Origin of the sequence: uncultured Proteiniphilum sp. (assembly GCF_937873925.1) — a bacterium.
Taxonomy (GTDB): Bacteria; Bacteroidota; Bacteroidia; order Bacteroidales; family Dysgonomonadaceae; genus Proteiniphilum.
Genome location: NZ_CALNAT010000147.1, coordinates 1 through 22,381, shown reverse-complemented (window position 1 = coordinate 22,381; position 22,381 = coordinate 1). Strand labels below are relative to the sequence as shown.

Genomic DNA, 22,381 nt, shown 5'->3' with positions numbered 1-22,381 from the left:
GTCTTGAATCTTGGTTCTTGACTCTTGACTCTAAAATAAATGAAATCAGACATTCAAATTGCAAGGGAAACACCGCTGAAAAAAATCAAAGATGTGGCGGAGAGCATCGGGATTGACCGCGATGAAGTGATCAGTTTCGGAAGACATATGGCAAAAGTGCCTCTTCATCTTATCGATCAGAAAAAAATTGACCGTAGTAATCTGATATTAGTGACGGCTATTACTCCTACCAAGGCGGGTATAGGTAAGACGACGGTTTCCATAGGACTGGCGCTCGGACTGAACAAGATCGGGAAAAAAGCGATCGTAGCGCTGCGTGAACCCTCACTGGGTCCTGTCTTCGGGATGAAGGGCGGTGCTGCCGGCGGCGGATACGCACAGGTGCTTCCGATGGAGAACATCAACCTCCATTTTACGGGCGATTTCCACGCGGTGACTACTGCCCATAATACCATTTCCGCCTTGCTCGACAATTATATTTTCCGTGTGCAGGGTACCGGAGAAGAGATCAAAGAGGTGCTCTGGAAACGGGTGCTGGATGTGAATGACCGTAGCCTGCGCTATATCGTAACAGGTCTTGGGCCGGGCAATGGTGTTCCTCAGGAAGGAGGCTTTGATATCACTGCCGCATCGGAATTGATGGCTATCCTTTGCTTAGCGGAAGATGAAGAAGACCTCCGCCGGCGGATAGAGAATATACTGCTGGGATACAGGATCAACGGTGAACCGTTTACCGTGAAAGATCTGGGCGTGGCGGGAGCCATCACCGTACTGATGAAAGATGCTATTCATCCCAATCTCGTGCAGACCACGGAGAACACGGCTGCCTTTGTACACGGCGGGCCGTTTGCCAATATCGCGCACGGATGTAATTCGGTCCTGGCCACCAAAATGGCGATGTCGCACGGTGATTATGTAATCACGGAAGCCGGCTTCGGTGCCGACCTGGGTGCAGAGAAATTCTTCAATATAAAATGCCGTAAGAGCGGATTACGTCCCAAACTGGCAGTTATCGTCGCGACTGCCCAGGGACTTAAGATGCATGGAGGTACGCCGGAAAAGATGATCAAGGAGCCCGATATGGAGGGGCTGAGAAAAGGGCTGGAGAACTTGGGGAAACATCTTGATAATCTGGCCGGTTTCGGTCAGTCGGTAGTGGTAGCTTTCAATAAATATGCTTTCGACACTCCTGAAGAGATGAATGTGGTAAGTGCATTCTGCCATGGGAGAGGGGTGCCATTTGCCGTCAACGAAGCGTTCACTGACGGAGGCGCCGGAGCTGTGAAATTGGCTGAAGCGGTGGTGGAAGCCATTGAAAACAGGCCGTCGGGAGAGTTGAAGTTTACTTACGATGATGAGGATGATATCGAGACCAAGCTTACCAAGATCGCTACAAAGATCTATGGTGCACGCGATGTGGTGATGGGCGAGAAAGCGCTGAAAAAACTGAAACTGATAGAAGGTACGCCGCTCGAGAAGATGCCGGTTTGCATCGCCAAAACACAATACTCCTTTTCAGCTGACCCCAAATGGTATGGAGTAGCAAAAGACTTCCGGATTAAGATCAACGATCTGGTCATTAACCGCGGATCTGAGTTTATCGTAGCCATCGCCGGTGAGATGATGCGCATGCCCGGACTGCCCGCCGATCCGCAGGCCAAACGGATCGACATCATCCATGGAGAAGTAGAGGGACTGAGTTGATGAATCGTTTTTATTCATAATATTTTGGTATATCATCTTTTTTTAGGATATTTGTATTATCTTGTTTTACTATAAAATAAGCAAATACCCAAAAGATCTTCTATTGCACTGTCGATTCAACCATATTCTCTTGAAGAAAGATAGGATAAATTTTATTTTAGCTTTACTCTTTTGTTTCTCTTCATGCAACCTTAAAAATAAAGAGAGCATATCAACTTATACGGTTTCCAATACCGACTTTGAAAATTCAATTTTAATTGAAGGTATTGTTGAGCCTATCCGGTTCATAACCCTGATGTGTCCGGGCAATGTAGATGGAATAGTCACTTTTTTGATTGATAACGGGACATATGTTAACGAAGGAGATGTGGTATGCATCATTGAAGATAATAATCAACAGAACAATTATGATAACCTGCAAATTGCACTGGAAAACGCAACGGCCGAATTAAGCAAGGTGAATGCTGATCTGAAAATGCAATATGCGCTATTGGAAGCACAGGTTAAAAATAACGAGGTCGATACGGAAATTGCACATCTGGATTCCCTGCAGCTTACGTTTGCTACGCCAACGCAAAGAAGGATCAAAGAATTAGAACTGGAAAGGGCATACATAGAAAAAGCAAAGTTTGAACAAAAACTGAATGCGCTCGATATCATAAATCAGTCGGAAATAAGAAAGTTGGAAATAAATATTCAGCAACTGAGTAATCGGCTGGAATCGGCAGAAAAAATTCTTGAAGGGTTGACCATCAGAGCACCTAAAAGGGGATTGGCTATTGTTTCGGACTCCCGTATGACCGGTACTAAGCTAAAGGTGGGAGACAATGTCTGGAATAATATGCCGGTGGTTATGATCCCTGAGGTGTCGGAAATGAAAGTGAAAATGGCGGTCAACGAAACGGACTTTAAATATATCAGCGAAAATGATTCTGTAGCTTACTCCTTTGATGCCATGCCGGGGAACCGGGCGCATGGCAGGATAATCAAAAAATTACCTGTGGGACAACCTTATAAAAGGGATTCAAAAGTGAAATTTTTTGAGGTAGAAGCCTCCATCGATAGTGTCCTGCAACTTCCCGAACCGGGATTTACGGCAAACAGCCGTGTAATCACAACCTATGTTAACGATACGATCGTGATCCCTCAGATAGCCATTTACGAGGTCGATTCCATGAAAGTGGTCTATGTCAGGAACAATAAAAAATATGAAATACGCCAAATTGCAACCGGGCCGTCGTCCATGAAAGAGGCGATTGTTACCACCGGTTTGAAAAAAGGGGAAGTTATTTCATTGATCAAGCCTCCCGCTTCATTCATAAGAGGAAAGAAGCTACTTTCGGATTCAATTCGATAGATTTTTATAGTAGCAATGAAATTCAACGATATTTTACAATATGAATAAATACTGATAAGATGGGGAACAAGTTTATTACACTTTCTTTTTTTCTTTTTTGTTTGATGTTTTTTGTTGCCTGCGGCCAAAAAGAAACTCAGCAAATACCTGTCGGAAAAGTGGCCAAAGGAACCCTTTTTCTTGACTTGTACGAAGAAGGAGAGGTCGAAGCCGTACAATCTATCAATATAGTGGCTCCTCTTATTTCCTGGAGGTATGGTAATCTTAAAATCACCGAATTGGCAAAAGACGGGCAGGAGGTGAAAGCCGGAGATACGTTGATCGTCTTCGATCCTTCCGAGGTTCTTAAGGGTATTGTCGAAGCGGAATCGAGTCTGGAAATAGCCAAGGCTGAGTTTGACAAACTGATCGCTCAGCAAAAATCCGATCTGGAAGAACTTAGAGCCGGTTATGAAGTGGCGCGAATTTCCCATGAGATCTCTAAAATACGCTTTGAATCGGCAGAGTACGAATCGGAGATAAAGAAAAAAGAGATACAACTGAATCTTGATAAGGCTGATATTGCTTTGGAAAGAGCCAAAGAACAAATAGACAACCGGATAAAAATACAGAAGGAGGAAGTGAAGCAGAAAAATCTCTCTATCATGCAATTCCAGTCCCGCCTCGACGAAGCGCGTGAAACACTGAAGAAATTGTCTGTGGTGACCCCTTCTTCCGGAATAGCCATTATCTCCCGAAACTGGAGCAGCAACAATAAATTTCAGATTGGCGATCAATGTTGGGGAGGATTCCCGATCATCCAGCTACCTGATTTGTCCACGCTCAAGGCAACAGTGAAAATCAACGAGGTAGATGTTGCGAAAATAAAGAAAGACCTGAGAGTCGAAATAAAGCCGGATGCGTTTTCTGACAGTACCTTCACGGGAACGGTAAATTCAATTGCCAATCTGGCTGTGAACAAAGACGGATCATCGAAGATAAAAATATTTCCGGTTGAAATATTGCTGAACGAATCGGACAAGAATCTGCTCCCGGGACTTACCGTGAGTTGCAGGATAATTATAGACAAAATAGAGGACGTGCTTTTTATTCCTTTGGATGCGGTGCGGGCGGAGGGAGATAAATACTTTGTCTATAAGAAAAACGGAAGCGGTTATGATAAAGCAGAAATTGAAACAGGTCAGAATAATAGCGATTATATGGTAGTTGTCAGCGGATTAAAAGAGGGCGATGAAATTGCGCTTGTAGATCCTTTTGCAGAAGAAACCACCGGGGAGAAGCCGGAAAACAGCGAGATTTGATAATGTGCCAATGTGCCAATGAGATTTGATTTAATGATTTGACGATTTGGAATCCGAAATTCCGAAATTCTGAAATTCTGAATTGAAACAACGTTCGGCGTAGCCAAAATCGCCGTAGTCAAAATCGGTGTAACTAAATCTTGAAATTTATCGACAAGAGAAAAATAAAATAATTGCATGAAGAAGAAAATAATATATAATCTTTCAATGGCGTTTTTCTTGCTGTTCCTTTTCTTTTCCTGTAAAAACAGTGTTGGATCGGACGACAGCAAAAGAAGAATATCCGACGGAAGCACCATTATAGAGACGGGGGAACTTGCGGCTATCAATTCCGTATCTTTTGTCATACCGAGGTATGGGAGGCATTGGTATCAAATGAAGATCATCGGCTTGCTGAATCATGGGGAAATAGTGAAAAAAGGAGATTCGATCGCACAACTGGATCCCGGGGATATCAATAAATTTATCCTGGACCAGGAGAGTAATCTGGAAACTCAATTGGCCGTATTGGAAAAATTGTATGTTGAACAGGAAAACAGGGAACAGGAAAGTGAATCGAGAATTAAGAATGAATTAGCATCATTCGACTTAAAGAAAATTGAATTAGAAGCTTCCCGTTTTGAGTCGGACCGCTTACGACGAATAAAAAAACTGGAATTTGACCAGGCAGAGATCAACCTTGGTAAAGAGAAGCGGATTTATGAACAGAGTAAGATTATCAATGCCAATGATTTAAAAATCCAGGAGATCAGGGTTGAACAGATCCAGAAAGAAATAGAAAATGCCAAAGATCTTCTTCCGATGCTTACATTGCGAACACCCGTATCGGGCGTGTTTCAGATTGAGATTAACAGGCAGAACGCCAACAGAAGCCTGTACAGGATAGGAGATAATATCTATGCCGGAAACAATCTGGGCAATGTTCCCGAATTGGAGTTCATGAAAGTAAATACCCAGGTGAATGAAACCGATTTTTTAAAAATAAACGTCAACCAAAAAGTGGCTGTCCGTTTAGATGCATTACCGAAAGTGATTTTCGAGGGTGAAGTCGCCTATATTGGGAAATTATGCCGGTTAAAAGACCAAAAATCCCGACAAAGAGTTTTTGATGTGGAGGTGAGAATAGTGGAACCGGATGAGAGGTTAAAGCCCGGTATGACAGTGAGTTGTGAATTTTTATAGAACAGGTTATGGAATACGGTGAAAATATTCGCTTGGCGCTTCAGGGACTGGTCGACCACAAATTTCGTTCCTTTCTGACCATGTTAGGGATCATATTTGGCGTTGCATCGGTTATTACCATGCTATCGATCGGAGAAGGTGCAAAACGCGAAGCCATCGCGAAATATCAGGATTTAGGGGTGAACAATATCATCATACGGGAAAAATCCCTTTCCGATGAAGAACTGGAAGAGGTTCGGGCAAAATTTTCCCAGGGGCTTTCTATCCAGGATGCGAATGTTATTAAGGAAATTGTACCGGGGGTAGAGAATATTACATCGCAGGCAGAAAAGAATACCGACGTGAAATTCAGCGATAAATCGGTGAAATCTACCGTTATAGGAATTACGCCTGATTTTCTCAGTTTGATGAATTATAAAGTTCAACAGGGCAATTTCATCAGTGAAAAACACTACAACGAACGATTAAAAGTTTGTGTCCTGGGAGCCGGCATAGCCGCAACTTTTTTCAAAGGAGAAGATCCTATCGGCAAATTGGTGAAGATCGATGATCAATGGTTGGAAGTGATCGGTGTGCTGGCATCGAAAAGTCTTTTCACCGAGACTGTGGGTGAATTGGCTGCAAGAGACCTGAATACGGATGTCTATGTACCGTTGTCTTTATTCCTGAACCGGTTTACAAGAGACAATGTCCTTTCCAGCGAAATACAGCAGGTCACGGTTCAGATTAACAATTCGGATAGACTGATCGAAGCCTCCAGAATTATTGATGAAATTTTGAAAAGGCATCACTTTAATAATGATGATTACAGCATCGTTATTCCTTACGAGCTTCTTAAACAGGAAGAAAAAGAGCGGCAGATCTATAACTTCCTTCTGGGTGCGATTGCCGCCATATCGCTATTGGTGGGAGGTATAGGGATCATGAACATTATGCTGGCAACCGTTATGGAGCGTACACGCGAGATAGGTATCCGGAGGTCGGTGGGCGCCCGTAAGATTGATATAATGAGCCAGTTCGTGACCGAGTCGGTAGTAATCAGTATTACCGGGGGAGTGATAGGCGTTTTCATCGGAATAATGCTGTCGTTGGTTGTTTCGCTGTTTACCGACATAAACACCTTTATTAAACCCTACTCTGTTTTTATAGCATTTTCTTTTTCGGTAATTGTAGGGGTTAGTTTTGGATATTTGCCGGCAAAGAATGCCGCCAACTTAAAACCGGTAGAGTCCATCCGTTACGAATAAAAATAAGGACACGATGTTGATAGAAATAAAAGACCTGAAAAAGAGTTATTCTCTCGGAGATAGTGAAATCCCCGTCATACACGGTATCAGTCTCCATATCGAAAAGAACGAGTACGTTGCCATAATGGGGCCTTCCGGTTCGGGGAAATCCACCTTAATGAATATTCTCGGCTGCCTGGATACGGCATCGAGCGGTCACTATTATCTTAACAATGTGGATGTAAGTACGTTGGATGATGATGCCCTTTCGCTTACGAGAAACAGGGAGATCGGCTTTATCTTCCAAAATTTCAATCTGTTACCCCGGCTAAACGCTATTCAGAATGTTGAATTACCCCTGATCTATTCGGGAACGCCCGGCAATGAGGGCAGGGAAAGGGCATTGAAGGCTTTGGAGAAAGTGGGACTGTCAGACCGCCTGTATCATAAACCCACTGAATTGAGTGGCGGGCAGCGGCAAAGAGTGGCTATTGCCAGAGCGCTGGTAACCAATCCGGGAATATTGTTGGCAGATGAACCTACCGGGGCGCTCGATTCAAAAACCGGTGTGGAGATCATGCGTTTGGTCGATGAACTGCACAAAGAAGGCAACACGATTATTTTAATCACACACGAACAGGAAATTGCAGATTATGCCTATCGGAATATTTATCTGAAAGATGGGATGATCCATTCCGACCGGCCGAATCATCAAAGAAAAAATCTAGGCTGATAATTGCCAATGCGCCAATAAGTCAATGTGCTAATAAGCCAATGAGATTAATGGAGTGATAAGAAAAGGAGAAGTGGGAAGTGAAGAAGCTTACAATTAGTTTTTATTAATTCCCAATTCCCAATTCCCAAATCCCAAATCCCAAATCCCAAATCTTGAAATTTTGAAATCTGAACTCAATAAAATTATATGAAAAAGTTGCTTTTAATCTGTATATATCTATGTGTCTCTTCTCTGTTGCTGCATAGCCAGTCCGGGCACACCCTTACTTTGGAAGAAAGTATCGGAATAGCCAAAACTAAAAGCTACAGCATGTTGAAATTAGGAGAAGACCTTAAAATTGCCCAATATAATTTGAAGTCTGCCACCAGCAGGTTAAAGACGCATATTGATATGACCATTGGCGCTCCTCAATACACTGAAACCATTGAAAGCTGGAAAGATACCACGGGAATTACGTTTTATTATCCGGTGAAAGAGCTGGGGTATTCCACCGTACTGACTATCAATCAACCCTTACCGACAGACGGTAATATTTTCATTCAGAATATGTTATCAAGCGGAGAGAATTTGAATAACGATTTTCGATCTTCGCGCCTGCGCTCCCGTATCGGATTTAGTCAGCCGCTCCATTCTTTTTATGCATACAACAGCATCCGATCGACATTGAAAAGGGCTGAATTGGATTACGAGCGTTCTAATAAACAGTATAAAAGAGAAGAATTGAATCTTGTATATCAGGTGAGCAGCGCCTATTATAATTTATTGTCGTTGCAAAGAAGTACGGAGATTGCCTTGCTCGACTTGGAACGACAGATGGAAGCGCACGAAATATCAAAAAATAAATACGCGGCCGGTCTTATACGGGAAGTGGATGCTTTACAGATGGAGGTCGATCTGGCCGAAGCACAGAACAATCACGATATTGCGGTTTTAAACGAAGTTTCTGCTAAAAATTCATTCAAGGAACTGTTGGGGTTGGATTTGGATGACAGTGTAACTTTGAACAACGAATTGAACTATCAGGTAGTGGTGGTGGATCCCGATAAGGCTATTGATATGGCTCTGAAAAACAGGTTGGAGGTAAGGGAGCAGGAGATTCAGATAGAACTGCAAAAACTGAATATAAAGCAGCAGAAATCAAACGGAATGATCAAAGGGAGCATTGACGCCTATTTTGAAAGAGCGGGTATAGACCAGCAAACCGATATTGGCCTCTTCCATTCCATTAGAAACTCATATACCAATCTGGTGGATAGAGATGCCAGTTATGGTATAGGGTTAACCATTACGATACCTATCCTCGATTGGGGTGAGAACAGGGCTTTGGTAAGAGCTTCCGAATCAAGATTAAAACAGTATAACTATCAAAAAGAGGAGGTTGAAAGAGAAATAGAAACCGAAGTGAAAAATCTTATAGCCAGTATTAACAGCAATTTAAAAAGATTGCAGGTTTTGGAAAAGAATGTGCTGGTTGCCGAGAAAAGTTTTGAGATAACACGCCAGCGGTTCACCGACGGAGATATTGACAGTCAGGGATTGGCCTTGGAAAGGAATCGTCTGAACAATGCTTATACATCTCACCTGAGAGCGTATATCAATTATCAACTGTCGTTGGCGGATCTGATGAGAAAAACTTTTTATGATTTTCAAAAGCAGCAGGAAGTAGAGTGAAAAATTTAACCGACCCACATCAGGTCGCTCATGATACCGTCGGAAATAAAGATGCCGTCGCGGGTCAGTTTCAATCTGCCGCCTTCGGTTTTGAGGAGATTTCTGTCGAGATATTTCTGTGCGTTTTGCAGGCAGTAGCGGTGAAATTCGGCGCCGAAGCGGGTTGTAAGCTCCGTGAGGTCGAGTCCCCATATGGTGCGCAGGCCGGTAAGGATGGTTTCGTTGTATTTTTCGCTCAGGGTCAGCTGTTCCGTTTCCCGGTTCAATATGCCCGATTCAACACCTCTGATGTACCGGGTAAGCGACGGAACATTGCGGGAGCGGTTATCGCCGTCGAACGAGTGCGCGGCAGGGCCCAGGCCAAGATATTTCCTGTTCTTCCAGTAAGAGCTGTTATGTTGTGAGAAGTAACCCTCCCGGCCGAATGCCGATATTTCATAATGGATATACCCGTGCGATGTGAGCCGGTCGATCAGCATGGCGAACATGGCGGTGCTGACCTCTTCTTCTACCGGCACTATCCTGCCGGCCTGTAAGAGCGTATACATCCGTGTTTTCTCTTCGTAGATAAGATGGTAGGATGAGATATGCGGGACATCGAGGGTAAGGGCCTGTTCAAGATTGTACTGCCATATCTCCTCCGTCTGTTGCGGTAATCCGTACATCAGGTCGATGCTGATATTCCCGAACCCATGCTGCTGGCATCTTTTCACGGCGTCGATCGCCTGCCGGGCGGAATGCCGCCGGCTCAGGAATCGTAATTCCCCGTCGTTGAAACTCTGTATGCCGATACTGAGACGGTTGACCGGCAACCGGGAGAGCATCTCCACATATACCTCTGAAAGGTCGTCGGGATTGGCTTCCACGGTGATTTCTGGCGTAGGTTCCATGGAGAAATGGTGCCGTAGCGCATCGAATATCCTGTCGAAATGCTCCCGGCGGAGGCGCGAAGGGGTCCCTCCGCCGAAATAGATGGTCTTCACCGTTTCCGGGATCTCATCCTTCCTTATCCGGGCTTCGGCGCAGAGGGCATCGACGAAGGCATCCATCTGCGTTTCGTTGGTGCCGGTGTAAAAATCACAGTAGGTGCACCGGGTTTTACAGAAGGGAATATGGATATATATACCCGCCACTTTCGCTACTCTTCCGTAAGCTGTTTATACGCTTTCAGGTATCTTTCCAGGCGGGCCAGCTCGTGATACGGGATATCGTTCCACCGGCGGATATCCATGTTGTCCGTCAGATCGTTCAGCTTCACCCGTGTGGCGAGCGGATTAGCCTGCACCCGTTGCATGTATTCGTCGTATGTCTCGTTGTCACGCCGAGTCATGGCATCCACGCCGTCTATGGTCTCGGGCGCAAACCCTTCCTCCCTGAGCTGTTCCAGCGTCCAGGGAGTATCTTCCACCACATCATGGAGTACACCCACGATCTTTTCCGGCAGGGTATGGCCTGCGTTCATCACCCGGAAAGGATGTTCGATATAAGGGCGGCCATTATGCGTATCCAACTGTCCCCCGTGGGCGGTTATCGCAATCTCAATGGCCCGGTTGAGTTGTTCTTTCAGGTTCATCATTATTTTTGTAGTATTTCCTTTATCAGCAATGGTTCGTCGGTAGTAATATAATCCGCTTTCAGGTCGATGATCTTTTGGATATCTTCCGGCTTGTTCACTGTCCACACGTTTACTTTTTGTCCCAGCGCATGTGCTTCCTTCACCCATTCAGGTTTTTGGTACAACACATTGAAATGATAGTCGAATCCGCTCAGGCCCATCGTGGAGAGCACCCGGGGCGACAGATCGCCGTTGAGATAATAGACCAGGGCGTCCGGCTCGAGTTTCCTTGTCTGCTGCACAAAGTGAAGACCGAAGGCGATGTATTCCACCCTCTCCTGCAGGCCGCGTTCATGCACCATATTAATCACTTTCTCCGCCAGTTCGTCCTCTCTTTCTTTCGTTCTGTGTGTCTTAAACTCAATGATCAGTTTCGTGTGCTTGCACTGGGAGAAAGCATCCAGGTATTCTTCCATCGTCGGCAATGGTTCTCCGTTGGAAAGTTTTACCTTCCTGAGCGTGGAGGCCGGCGTATCCTGCACGGTCAGCTTCTCCCCGTTCAGGGTAACATCGCCATCGTGATTCACTACCGGAATGCCGTCGGAAGAGAGCCATATATCTACCTCCGAACCATATACACCGATGGAATCGGCTTTCATAAGGGCGGTGATGGAATTTTGCGCCGAACCGTCGGTTTTCCAGTAGCCGCGATGGGCAATGATCTGCTGGGCATTCACTGATATCGCACCAAACAATAACAGTATCCACGCAAGAAAAAAAGCATTTCGTTTCATTTTCAGTCTTCTTTATTATTAGCGAATAATCTTTAAAAGTACAACAATTGGCTGGAATAGGAAGGAGATGCAGAGAAAATCATAGTAAATAAACGTTAATAAAAAAAGACCGTTTTCGAAACGGCCTTTCTCCTCTCTCTTTTATAGACTTTCTCCGAAGTCCTCTTTGAATTTGGCGATCAGTTTCTGCGGCCAATCGCTTACCGGTTCCAGTCCGCCCATAAAAAAGCGGAGCACCGGGGGTTCGTATACAAAACGGAGGCCGCCGATCAACGCCCGGTTTTCGTACAACCAGGTCATCCGATCCTCTACATATTTGATCTGTGATAAGGTGAATACCCGGCGGGGAACTGCCAGGCGCACAAGTTCCATATCCGCATAGGTTTCATTACCGTACTCGTCACGCTGGTTGGAGATGGAACCTCTTTCCATTCCACGGATCCCCGAAATAAGGAACAGCGCAGCGGCCAAAGCGCCGGCAGGATATTCTTTTTGCGGGATATGTTCGCACACCTTCATGGCGTCCACATGTGCTCCCAGCACTCCGGCCGGTTTTACCACCGGTACACCGTACGCATCAAGAGCATTCACCAGGTAGGCAATGAAGTCGGGACTCTGGCTGATCATTGTCTCGTCGAGCGTTTCGTACAATCCCACCGCCATCGCTTCAATTTCACGCACGGAAATACCCCCGTAGGTCAGAAACCCTTCGAAAAGGGGAACCAATGCTTCCAACTCGCGATAAATATCGGGGTTGTTCGTGCAGATACCTCCTCCACGGGAAGAGCTCAGCTTACGGGCAGAGAAATAGACAATATCGGCCAGGCCGGTCATGATCTGCATCACCTCGCCCATCGAACTCCCTTTGAACTCTTCTTCCCGCTGTATCACCAGGTAGGCGTTCTCGCCCAGGAGGCTCGCGTCGAGCACCAGCCGGATATTATATTTATCCGCGATGTCCCTTACACCCCTCAGGTTCTGAACCGAAAAGGGCTGCCCTCCGATGAGGTTGGTAGAAGCTTCCATACGGATGAACGGGATATTTTTAGCTCCGTGTATCTTGATGACCTCTTCCAGCTTCTCAATATTCATGTTCCCTTTGAAAGGGTGGGAGGAGTTGATCACATAGGCTTCGTCGTATAACAACTCGGCGATCTTTCCCCCATACTGGGTGATGTGAGCCATCGCAGTGGTAAAGTGGTAATTCATCGGAACCAGATTGCCCTTCCGCACGTATGCGTTAGACAGGATATTCTCTGCGGCGCGGCCCTGGTGTACCGGGAGATAGTATTTTTTGCCCAGCACATCTTCCACCGCTTTCTGCAGGCGGAAGAAACTCTGCGATCCGGCATAGGCGTCGTCCGCCTGCATCATGGCCGCCATCTGGTTGTCGCTCATGGCATTGGTACCGCTGTCTGTAAGCATGTCGAGGAATACATCTCTGGTGTTGAGCCTGAAAGTATTGAATCCACCTTCCTGTAATGCTTCCAGTCTTCTCTCGATAGGTACTAAATGTAATTTCTGTACTACACGTACCTTGTGCAACTCCAACGGAATATTCTCTCCGTTGTAAAATTTAATTTCATTCATGGGTTCTGTGTGTCTTTGTCTTTTATAGTTGATAATTACTTTTTGATCATTTAGCTTATCGCAAATGTTTTATACACTTTGATATGAAAAATCGAATAATCGTATGAAGATTGTTATTAATACCGGATTTTTCCGATAAATATAAATTTAAAACTGCAAATATAATGAAAGCCGAGAGAAAAGCCAAGCTTGCTTGAGTTTTTCCCATGCGCATCTTATATTATTCAAATAAATGAAAGCCGAGGGATAAGACAAACTTGTGTGAGCTTATCCGAGGCGAATCGTATATTCTTTAAATACAGAACGAATAGTTCAAAATGAAAAAAATGTGAATAAATGACCCTTGCCTATCAATTGGGGCGAATTGCATCGTATATTTCCGGAATATCAATCAATGTACGCGTATACATTATCAGCGATCCTTTTACATTTGGATGGTGGTAGATTTGCCCCCAGCTTCCTGGGTAATCTTCGAAATACATCGTTGATTTATCGACTTCTCTGCCATCGTGATTCATAGACGTGGCGATATCAAATTTACAGCCTTTGATGTTGTACTTTTGGCGTATTTTTTCTATTGTCCGATTGACCCCTATCTGTGTGCTACTTTCATTACAGGGGATATTGTTAAGAATAGGGATAGATCCTTGCGACAGGATATATTCGACCAGTTCACTCAGATTTTCTTCTGTATTCCCACCGTTCGTACCGATAGTGACCATTACATATTTAGCTTTGACATACGGCAATTCGTTTTTAATTCGTTCCAACACGTGGATAATTGTACATCCGCCTCGTCCGCTGCTGATGGCTTTTCCGGGTACGTTTTTCATGATCAGTTGGGTCCATGCCCAGGGATAGTCTCTGGTTGGAAAATATCCTTCCGGTTCAGTAATCGAATCGCCGTAAATCAGTAAGAACAGATCACGCGCACCGGCTAACACACTGATTTGTTTAACCAGTAATGAGGTTCCACTTTGCAGACCGAAACAATAATAATCATGTTGATTACCGGCGTAAAATCCGCTGTTTTCAATACCGGCACCATGTCCACCGGTTCCATCCGTTGTTAACTCCAATACGTCGAATGCTCCGGTATAAACATCCACAATCCGGACAATATTTTTTTGATATGCACGGTAGATTTCTATCAGGTATTCATGATCGGAATTCAAAAAATCCATTATTTTCCACGTTTCAGGGTTTGTTGCTACGAAGACTTTCTTTTGTACTATATCAACAGATAGCTTAAAGTCGTCGGCATTACTTTTGAAAAGAGCTACTGCATCATTGCTGAATTTCACATAATACCGGATCATCCGTTCTCCCAATGAATAGTATTTATTCAGCCGAATGGTTCCTTCTTTTCCGGTGATTTTCAATCCGTCGGATGTATAATCGGCTATGAGTCCGACATCTGCGACGAGTTCGGGAAAAGCTTCTTTTTCATTCAATACTTTGTGATATAAAAGGGTGGTTGGAGTGGTATCCGCATGGGCACTAAATGTGCATATCCCCGCAATAATGAGGAGAAATAATAGTTTGTTAATTAGCATATCTATTCTACGATTTGTGCATTTTTAAATGCGTCCGACAGTTGGTGTTTTGTCAGTTTATCGGCCTTGATATAGTGACGATTACTTGCCGGAATTATAATTTTATGGTTTGTTCCTGAAGAGATCATTTTTTCTTGGCCTAATTTTTCATATAAGGTAATGTCGGATGGATTTAATGACAGTTCAAGTTTTTTATCTCCTGATATATGCCAATAAACCACATAATGATCACCTTTTCTCTCGAAAATGAAAGCCCTGATCTCTCTGCTTTTACCGGCCACATCTATGATCGGGTCGTACGGGACCAGTTCAAACCGGTTTTGCTCGTTTAACAGTAAATGATGTTCCTGACCTACATTTTGTAGCATTTTCTTTTGTTCATCTGTAAGCCAGTTTTTGGCCCGTACCTCTTCCCATCTCCTGAGTACTTCCAAATTATCCTGTGTTCTGGGATGAGCATCGAATGTATGGAGATAGGCATGGATTGAAACCGGGCAATCCCAACCTGCAGCTACGCTCGTCGCATATTCCAGCATATCAGGTTGTGTGCCGACAGTGTGTTTATCGGGAAGGAAATAGCCCAGCCAACCGAAGTTAATGCGCGTAAAATCCTGTTTCATCCGAGGTGCTTCTTCAGCCGGCCATTTCCGGATCTCCGCCTTCAGTATTTCCGGTGTAAAAACATCAAAAGCATTCCCTCCACTCAGCATGTGCCAACTGAAATGTGATTTTGCGGCTCCTTCGGCAAACAAGGGTTCAGGTTTTAATCGTTTGAAAACACGGTATTGTGCTAAGGCTACATTCAGGGCAAAGGGCGGGTTTACCCCTTCAGAGCCGTCAAAATAGATGAATTGAAATCCTGCATCATAAATATCGGCGATCTTTTCGGCAATTTCATCTTGCAAACCGGTTCGTTGATCGATATACACGCTTGTAGCGCCAAATTCGCTAACGTCCAGTATTCCGATGATGGAACCTTTCGGCAAGCTGTTGACAGTCGTATGGTTTATCCCTCTTGTGCAACCAGTAAATTTATAGGGCCTGGTAGTCGTATAATTTTCGTAGGAAATGAATTCGGTTCCGACTTTCAGGACCCGGCATCCTTCCGCCATGACCGATCCCTCTGGATTTTGTTCAACGAATACTTCCGTATCACCGGGTTCTAAATCTTCTGATAAAGTAAACGTTTTTGTAAGATTTAACCGGTAGTCGGGAATCGGGGTGACATATTTGCTGTTTCGTCCGATATGGGAATGAAGGAAGTGAACACCGGGTATAATACCGGAGGCTTTAATTTTGTCCAGCATTTTTTTCAGGTCTTCTTTTCCGTTCGGATACAGTCTCTTATCAATCTCATAATTTCCAATCAGGTCATATCCGCCATACCCTTCAAAGCAGGGATAATAGAGATTCATAGTCCTGAATCCGCCCATTTTGGCATATTGAATATGCTGATCCACATTTCCCGGATTCACTTCCGCTGACCAGTAATACGAAGCATTGATCATCCCGCTCCTTCGGCTTTGTACGCCTTTAGGTAAATCAAAATCTTCTTCAATTTGTGCAATGTTATCCAATAGATTCTCTGGTTTGCATACAATCAGGGCGGCGCCTGTACCTTCCAATTTTATATCCTTGAAAGCCGTAGCAGTTAGGAGTTTGTAGTTATTGTACTTCTCAAAATCAATATAAGCGTTTTCATCCGTTGCCAATACATTGACTGCAACGTTCTCATCCCAACTTACATTTAACCATTCACCAAAATATTTTTTGTTGCGAACCGGTAATTGTAACAAACATAACTCGGTAGCAGGCGGAGGGGTTATTTTGAGATAATCAGGATAAGTGCCGGGATTTACCTTAAATCCTTGCAGTATAAAACCAACATAAGCAGGCACTTCCTTGATCTTGATGATAGCCTCGTACGGAATGAGCTCAAAGCCAACGATCAGTTTATCTCCATTCCAATAAACCGTATCTGCCTGAAAGGTTGTTTTTTTATTCGGATGCGCCAATTTTATCTCGTTATGATATGGGCGTTCCTGAGTAACAGAGAAGATCGGAATATTTTCCCCATCTATCAAGCACTCTTCCCCGGTCGATTTTAACGTCAGACTTTTGGCGATTGCATTACTTCCAACAACTAATCTAAATTGTTCATTTTCAATAATAATATCGCATTCCTTATTTTTGACCGGATTGTCAGCACATACGAAAAAAACAATATTAATCCATATACATACTAAACATATAAGATTCTTCATGCTGGTTTTATTTTAATTGAATGCTAATATATATAAATTTTTATTTATAGTTGGTTTTAAATTGGTATTTTCCCGATCCTACGGATAACGAAACATAGCCGTTCTCTTCCTTCTTATTGGGGATTTCGTTGTTGTTGATTTCTTTCCCCGATTCCATCACCTTTCCGCACGATGAGGGAATATAGATTTGTGCAGTAGTGTTTACGGGTATTTCCACCTGTAAGATGAATTTTCCTTCGCTAATCTTCCAGTCCACATTTATAGGGCCTTGCACTGAGTGGTATGAACCTTTGGCAAAAGTCAAATCTCCTGCAGGTTGCGGTTTGATGATGATCTTTCTAAATCCGGGTCCGTCGGGATTAATCCCCAGCAATGACCTGTAAAACCATTCGCTGATAGATCCGAACATGGGGTGATTCTGAGAATAAACATTATCGGAGTATGCCCAGGTCTCCCAAAGGGAAGTGGCTCCCTTTTCTATCATATATCCCCATCCGGGGAAATCCCGTTGATTGGCAATCCGGTACATTTGTTCATTCATATCGTGCTTACGTAACACATCGAACATCATTTTGGTGCCGAATATCCCTGTGGAGAGGTGATTATTACGGATATCAAATGCTTTTTCCAATGCGGAAAAGGCTTTCGTTTTATCAGCGTTGGGCAATAGATTGTACCCTATCCCGAAAATTTGCGCTGTTTGTGTGCCATTGGCAAAAATGCCTGTTTCAGTATTGTAATATGTGTCCAGGACCCGGGATTTAATTTGTTGTATTATATCCAGATAATAGGCAGCATCTTCTTTCTGTTGCATCAGTTTTGCATATTCGGCCATCAGTTCGATATGTTTATAATAGAAAAGTGATTCGGTTAATCCGAAGGGTTTTTCATCCAACGATTCGTGATCGCTGAGTCCGCTGTTATAAAGATGATGGTCGGCATGGCTAATCAGAAAATCCGCCTGTTTTTTTAATACTGTATAATTTTCTTCTATAATACGTTTGTCTCCATAGAACTCATATAATTTGTTAATAATGAATGTATAACTCAATTGAAAGCCAAGCGGTCCCGATCCGTCGCCGGGTCCATGATCCGCGATGCCTACATAAGGGGCCGTTTCAGTGATACCGCCTTGCGGCCGTTGGGTATACCTGTGGTCATCGACTGTTTTACGGTAAAAATGACTCATGTCATAATTAAACAGGAATGCTTCGGCCGTACAGAGAATATCTCCTCCGTAAGCAAATTTTTCGCGAGCAGGGCAGTCGGATTGTACACTGAACATATTACTTCTGAATGTCCGTCGAATGTTTTCCTGCAGGGTATTAAACATTTCATTTGAACAGGTGAAATTCCCCGCGTTTCTAACATCGGAAGACAACCGTAAACCTTCTATATTACTCAATACTGGTATTCCCGGCCATCCTTTCACTTCTACATAACGAAATCCATGGAACGTGAAACGGGGATTCCAGGTTTCCCCATTTACATCGCCTTTTAATATGTATTGATCCTCCTGCCAAGCGATGTGAGGTGCTCCTTCTCCGGCATCACATCCTTTTATTTGTCCGGCAACGGCAGTCATCCCGTTTAATGTCCCGTCAGGATAAATATCCTCTCCGTAACGAAGAGTGATCTTCGTCCCCTCTGGTCCATTCACTTTTATACGTATCACACCTGCGAAATTTACCCCCATATCGAACAGGTATACGCCCGGTTGTATTTCATTGATGCCAACAGGTTTTATAATCTCTATCGGCTTTATTTGAGGCTGCATTTGTGCTGTTAATTTCCCCTTGGGCCCTTCGGTTTCGATTGCTTTTTTGGATTTTTTCAATTCTATACCCGCTAATGACCAACCGGATTGTTCCTGCCGGGCATCATACACTTCTCCCAAATATATATTATTCCGGATGATAGGACCGGAAGTCGTCTGCCAGCTTTGATCGGTATAAATTTCTTCAATGTCTCCGTCCTGATAAGTGATTCGCAACTGAGCCTTTACGGCAGGACGCCCGCAATCCAGATATTTTCTGAGATTACGAAGGGGACTGCACCACATGTTGAACGGCAAAAGATTATACCAACCATTTCCGGTCATGATCCCAATTACGTTATCGCCTTTGTGCAACCTATCAGTTACCTCATAAGCCGCATACAATACCTGTTCACTGTAGGTAGTCCATCCGGGATCAAGCATTTGTTCTCCAATCTTTTGTCCGTTCAGGTAAGGTTCGTAATAACCCACTCCCGTAATGTAAAGGCGGGCGTGGGCGATTTTTTTCGGAATATTGAATGTTTGCCTGAATAAGGGTGCCGGATCGTCCTTATAAAAATCAGCATCGTTTTCGGGTGTATTACTGCCGTCGCTTATCCATTTGGCTTTCCAGTCGTTTTCACACATCATCGCCATTTCAAACCAAGCCGTCTCACTCCATGCCGAAGCTTGCCCCTTTGCATCGTAAACTTTTACTTTCCAGTAATACCGGGTAAAAGATTGGAGAGTCTTGCCTGCAAAAGGAATATGAAGATTCTGCCTGGAATTTACTATACCGGAAGTCCATATATTCCCTTTATTTGCTTTTATATCTTTCAAATTATCACTCACGATAATTTCATAAGCCGTTTGTATCTGATTCCTTTTCCTGGAGGTTAACGTCCAACTGAAACGAGGGTAAACTATATCGATTCCCAACGGATTTTTTTCGTACTCACAGGTTTGATGATAAACAGCGATGGATGCTATTGGTGAACATGATACTACGGGTATCATTACCAAAATAATAAAGAAAAAAAATAGAAACTTATTCATGATTGATTTGAATGATGTTAATTTATAGCTGATTTTTTCATGCAATTTTCAGTTTTTCCAATAGAAGATCAATACATCTCCGGGATCAACTTCTAAGGTGTTGATGTATGCTTGAGCTGGTACAGATGTCCCGTCTTTTAATACTCTGTTTAGGGAAAGATGTCCTTCAAGTTTGACTTTCATATTGTTTTTAAAATCACGATTAATGATGACCAAAAAAGAATCATCCCCGGTTCGTTTTTGGGTTTTGTAGTCTATGGATCCGTGATGGAAATCATGACCTTCGTTAATGCTTGGAGTCCAATAGATATTCAGACACGATTCATAATGTTTTTTATTTTGAAAACAATACTTTGCGCATAAAGCGGGATGTTTCAACGGCGTCGTTTAATTTTATCAAGGCGTTTATTTCGGAATAATGCTCATCGACAATCTGTTCAAATTTTCGTACCCAAAGTATACTTTCAGCGATGGCATCGGTGGCATTCTCGCGGTACGGGTATTGATCCATGGAAAGCCAACCATTATATCCGGTTTTCTTCAATTGAAACATTAAATCAATGTATACTGTACTGTGTACACTTCCTACGATCATATCATCATCCCAATATCCATGGTTATCGTTGAAATGCATATGGAACAGCATATCGCCGGCACGTTTAGCCAACACAACCGCTTCGGCCACATTTTCGCCGGCTACGAAGCTATGCCCTGTATCGATACAAACGCCCACATTAGAACATCCTGTTTCTTTGGCTGCCAGAATAGTATCAGCCATGCGGGCATGATAGGAAAAATTGCGAGGTTCTTTAGGCTTGTATTCCAGTGCAAATTTCAGTGTGGGAAACTCTTTGGCCAAAACCATTGTGCCTTCGCGAAACCATTCTCGTTCCTGATTATAATCGGCCGTGAGCAGGTAGTCATATCCATCTTGCCCCATCCACAAATCAACAATATCACAATTCATCTCAAGAGCTATCTCACTCATTTTGCGGAGATAATCAACTGCGTGTTGCCGTATTTTCGAATCCGTACTAGTGAGGCTGCCTTTGGCGTATTCTTTGACAGTGAATGTATCTGGGATGATGGATACGCATGTTTTTCCGTAGTCTTCCATACGTTTTTTCATATCTTTTACATTGTCGGGACGGATATCCCAGGTCCCAACTAGTTCAATACCTTCCACATGGGGGATTTTTACGGCCAGAGCCAACATCTCTTCCGTTGATGGATTGTCTTTGTAACTCTTACAGAAACGGTCGCAAGTATTTCCAAGGTTTCCTAAAATTACAGAATATTTGTATTTCATAGTGATGAATAATTAGTGATTTATATATTATTTTCTATGTCTGGTTATAGTAGTCTTGTTCCTTATTCAATATAGCGTCTATTAATTATTATTGCTCTTTTTTACCGGTGTATTACCCATGGTGAAAATCAATCGGCAATCGTCGGAGAAAATATCCTGATGATTCAAATAAAACTTATCATAGGGTTTTCCGTTTAACGTAATAGATTGCACGTATATATTTTCTTTGGTTTTATTTTTAGCCTCGATAGTCAATGTTTTGGGTTTTCCCGATAAAGAGTGCCTGAATTCTAGTTTATCAAACATGGGCGCACCAATAATATATTCACCCGTTCCATGACGTACAGGATAGAATCCCATGCTGCTGAATACATACCACCCTGTAAGTTGTCCCGTATCGTCGTTTCCCGGGAGCCCATCAGGTGCATTTTGGTACATGATAGTTAAAATTTCGTTGACTTTTTCCTGTGTTTTCCACGGTGATCCTGCATAGCTGTAGAAATAGGGAATGTGGTGGCTTGGTTCGTTACCGTGCGCATATTGTCCGATTAATCCACTCATATCCTGTACGGAAGCCGCGCGTACCGGAACGGGGTCTGCGGTGGTAAATAACTTATCCAACTTATCGATGAAATTTTCCGTTCCCCCGTACAACTCGATCAATCCTTCCGGATCATGCGGGACGAAGAAGGTCCATTGCCATGCATTTCCTTCGACATAACTGCCCTTCTGATGTTCGGGCAATAGCGGTTCGAACGGTTCCAACCATTTGCCGTCGATACTCTTTGCCCGCATAAAGCCTGTTTGCGGATCAAATAAGTATTTATAGGCTTTTGAACGCTTCATATAATGTTCGTAATCCGCTTTTTTCCCGAGCATTTTGGCCATTTGGGCAATACACCAGTCATCATAGGCATATTCGAGGGTAGTGGAGACAGATCGGGTCTCCGTTTCGTAAGGGATATATCCGTATCTTCTATAGTTATAGGTGCCCAAAGGCACTTTTAACCAATATCCGAACGTATCGCGTTCGGCGGTAACTTTCATAGCTTCGAAAATGGCTTCGGCGTCGTAGTCCCTTAACCCTTTCCTGTAGGCATCTGCAATCACAGGCATGGCATGATAACCCAGCATTACCAGGGTTTCATTCCCGCATAACGGCATGATGGGCAACATTCCGTAATGATTGTAGTGCGCAAGGAATGTTTTTACATGGTAATTTCCCATGGTGGGATTCATCAGCGACATGAGAGGATTTTGCGCCCTGAAAGTATCCCAGAGGCTCGAAACCTGCGCCATATAATCGAAATTCTCCGCCTGATGT

The 22,381-nt window shown here is 43.7% G+C and carries 17 protein-coding genes; 7 read left to right on the top strand and 10 right to left on the bottom strand.

The window, feature by feature from the left end; translation table 11 throughout:
- Nucleotides 1-39: 39 nt before the first annotated feature.
- From Q0502_RS09855 to Q0502_RS09825, 7 genes are all read left to right on the top strand, one after another.
- A complete protein-coding gene (locus tag Q0502_RS09855) occupies nt 40-1,704 on the top strand; it encodes a formate--tetrahydrofolate ligase (protein ID WP_298650119.1) in 1,665 nt (554 codons plus the stop codon).
- Between the two features lie 295 nt (nt 1,705-1,999).
- Entirely contained in the window at nt 2,000-3,061 is a 1,062-nt protein-coding gene (locus tag Q0502_RS09850) for an efflux RND transporter periplasmic adaptor subunit (protein WP_298650116.1), read from the top strand.
- Nucleotides 3,062-3,120: 59 nt separating this feature from the next.
- On the top strand, nt 3,121-4,362 hold the full coding sequence (locus Q0502_RS09845) for an HlyD family secretion protein (RefSeq protein ID WP_298650114.1): 1,242 nt from the start codon (nt 3,121-3,123) through the stop codon (nt 4,360-4,362).
- Nucleotides 4,363-4,539: 177 nt separating this feature from the next.
- On the top strand, nt 4,540-5,544 hold the full coding sequence (locus Q0502_RS09840; RefSeq protein WP_298650111.1) for an efflux RND transporter periplasmic adaptor subunit: 1,005 nt from the start codon (nt 4,540-4,542) through the stop codon (nt 5,542-5,544).
- Nucleotides 5,545-5,552: 8 nt separating this feature from the next.
- Nucleotides 5,553-6,791, top strand: a complete 1,239-nt coding sequence (locus tag Q0502_RS09835) for an ABC transporter permease (RefSeq protein ID WP_298650109.1) — start codon at nt 5,553-5,555, stop codon at nt 6,789-6,791.
- A gap of 13 nt (nt 6,792-6,804) precedes the next feature.
- A complete protein-coding gene (locus Q0502_RS09830) occupies nt 6,805-7,503 on the top strand; it encodes an ABC transporter ATP-binding protein (protein WP_298650107.1) in 699 nt (232 codons plus the stop codon).
- A gap of 189 nt (nt 7,504-7,692) precedes the next feature.
- The gene (locus Q0502_RS09825) at nt 7,693-9,177 is read left to right on the top strand and encodes a TolC family protein (protein ID WP_298650104.1); all 1,485 of its coding nucleotides are present in this window, start codon (nt 7,693-7,695) and stop codon (nt 9,175-9,177) included.
- A 5-nt stretch (nt 9,178-9,182) separates the two neighbouring features.
- Here the strand turns inward: Q0502_RS09825 and hemW are convergent, their stop codons facing one another.
- From hemW to Q0502_RS09775, 10 genes are all read right to left on the bottom strand, one after another.
- Nucleotides 9,183-10,310: a radical SAM family heme chaperone HemW gene (gene hemW / locus Q0502_RS09820; RefSeq protein WP_298650101.1), complete on the bottom strand. Its 1,128-nt coding sequence runs from the start codon at nt 10,308-10,310 to the stop codon at nt 9,183-9,185.
- Between the two features lie 5 nt (nt 10,311-10,315).
- Complete coding sequence (locus tag Q0502_RS09815; RefSeq protein ID WP_298650098.1) at nt 10,316-10,753, bottom strand: phosphohydrolase; 438 nt, start codon at nt 10,751-10,753, stop codon at nt 10,316-10,318.
- Entirely contained in the window at nt 10,753-11,532 is a 780-nt protein-coding gene (locus tag Q0502_RS09810) for a glycerophosphodiester phosphodiesterase family protein (RefSeq protein WP_298650141.1), read from the bottom strand. Before Q0502_RS09810 ends, Q0502_RS09815 begins: the two co-directional genes overlap by 1 nt.
- Before the next feature lie 135 nt (nt 11,533-11,667).
- A complete protein-coding gene (locus Q0502_RS09805; RefSeq protein ID WP_298650095.1) occupies nt 11,668-13,116 on the bottom strand; it encodes a tryptophanase in 1,449 nt (482 codons plus the stop codon).
- A gap of 350 nt (nt 13,117-13,466) precedes the next feature.
- Nucleotides 13,467-14,672: an SGNH/GDSL hydrolase family protein gene (locus tag Q0502_RS09800; RefSeq protein WP_298650092.1), complete on the bottom strand. Its 1,206-nt coding sequence runs from the start codon at nt 14,670-14,672 to the stop codon at nt 13,467-13,469.
- Between the two features lie 2 nt (nt 14,673-14,674).
- Nucleotides 14,675-16,936, bottom strand: a complete 2,262-nt coding sequence (locus Q0502_RS09795) for a hypothetical protein (RefSeq protein WP_298650091.1) — start codon at nt 16,934-16,936, stop codon at nt 14,675-14,677.
- Nucleotides 16,937-16,976: 40 nt separating this feature from the next.
- Entirely contained in the window at nt 16,977-19,709 is a 2,733-nt protein-coding gene (locus Q0502_RS09790) for a family 78 glycoside hydrolase catalytic domain (protein ID WP_298650089.1), read from the bottom strand.
- Between the two features lie 87 nt (nt 19,710-19,796).
- Complete coding sequence (locus tag Q0502_RS09785; protein ID WP_298650088.1) at nt 19,797-19,931, bottom strand: hypothetical protein; 135 nt, start codon at nt 19,929-19,931, stop codon at nt 19,797-19,799.
- A gap of 151 nt (nt 19,932-20,082) precedes the next feature.
- The gene (locus Q0502_RS09780) at nt 20,083-21,057 is read right to left on the bottom strand and encodes a sugar phosphate isomerase/epimerase family protein (protein WP_298650085.1); all 975 of its coding nucleotides are present in this window, start codon (nt 21,055-21,057) and stop codon (nt 20,083-20,085) included.
- 81 nt (nt 21,058-21,138) lie between these two features.
- The coding region (locus Q0502_RS09775) for a glycoside hydrolase family 92 protein (RefSeq protein WP_298650082.1) at nt 21,139-22,381 on the bottom strand (1,243 nt) is incomplete at its 5' end.

Excerpts from the sequence above, each read along its gene's own strand:
- Q0502_RS09855 (WP_298650119.1), top strand. The coding sequence starts at position 40 with ATGAAATCAGACATTCAAATTGCAAGGGAAACACCGCTGAAAAAAATC.
- Q0502_RS09850 (WP_298650116.1), top strand. The coding sequence starts at position 2,000 with ATGTGTCCGGGCAATGTAGATGGAATAGTCACTTTTTTGATTGATAAC.
- Q0502_RS09845 (WP_298650114.1), top strand. The coding sequence starts at position 3,121 with ATGGGGAACAAGTTTATTACACTTTCTTTTTTTCTTTTTTGTTTGATG.
- Q0502_RS09840 (WP_298650111.1), top strand. The coding sequence starts at position 4,540 with ATGAAGAAGAAAATAATATATAATCTTTCAATGGCGTTTTTCTTGCTG.
- Q0502_RS09835 (WP_298650109.1), top strand. The coding sequence starts at position 5,553 with ATGGAATACGGTGAAAATATTCGCTTGGCGCTTCAGGGACTGGTCGAC.
- Q0502_RS09830 (WP_298650107.1), top strand. The coding sequence starts at position 6,805 with ATGTTGATAGAAATAAAAGACCTGAAAAAGAGTTATTCTCTCGGAGAT.
- Q0502_RS09825 (WP_298650104.1), top strand. The coding sequence starts at position 7,693 with ATGAAAAAGTTGCTTTTAATCTGTATATATCTATGTGTCTCTTCTCTG.
- Q0502_RS09815 (WP_298650098.1), bottom strand. The coding sequence starts at position 10,753 with ATGATGAACCTGAAAGAACAACTCAACCGGGCCATTGAGATTGCGATA.
- Q0502_RS09805 (WP_298650095.1), bottom strand. The coding sequence starts at position 13,116 with ATGAATGAAATTAAATTTTACAACGGAGAGAATATTCCGTTGGAGTTG.
- Q0502_RS09800 (WP_298650092.1), bottom strand. The coding sequence starts at position 14,672 with ATGCTAATTAACAAACTATTATTTCTCCTCATTATTGCGGGGATATGC.
- Q0502_RS09795 (WP_298650091.1), bottom strand. The coding sequence starts at position 16,936 with ATGAAGAATCTTATATGTTTAGTATGTATATGGATTAATATTGTTTTT.
- Q0502_RS09790 (WP_298650089.1), bottom strand. The coding sequence starts at position 19,709 with ATGATACCCGTAGTATCATGTTCACCAATAGCATCCATCGCTGTTTAT.
- Q0502_RS09785 (WP_298650088.1), bottom strand. The coding sequence starts at position 19,931 with ATGAAAGTCAAACTTGAAGGACATCTTTCCCTAAACAGAGTATTAAAA.
- Q0502_RS09780 (WP_298650085.1), bottom strand. The coding sequence starts at position 21,057 with ATGAAATACAAATATTCTGTAATTTTAGGAAACCTTGGAAATACTTGC.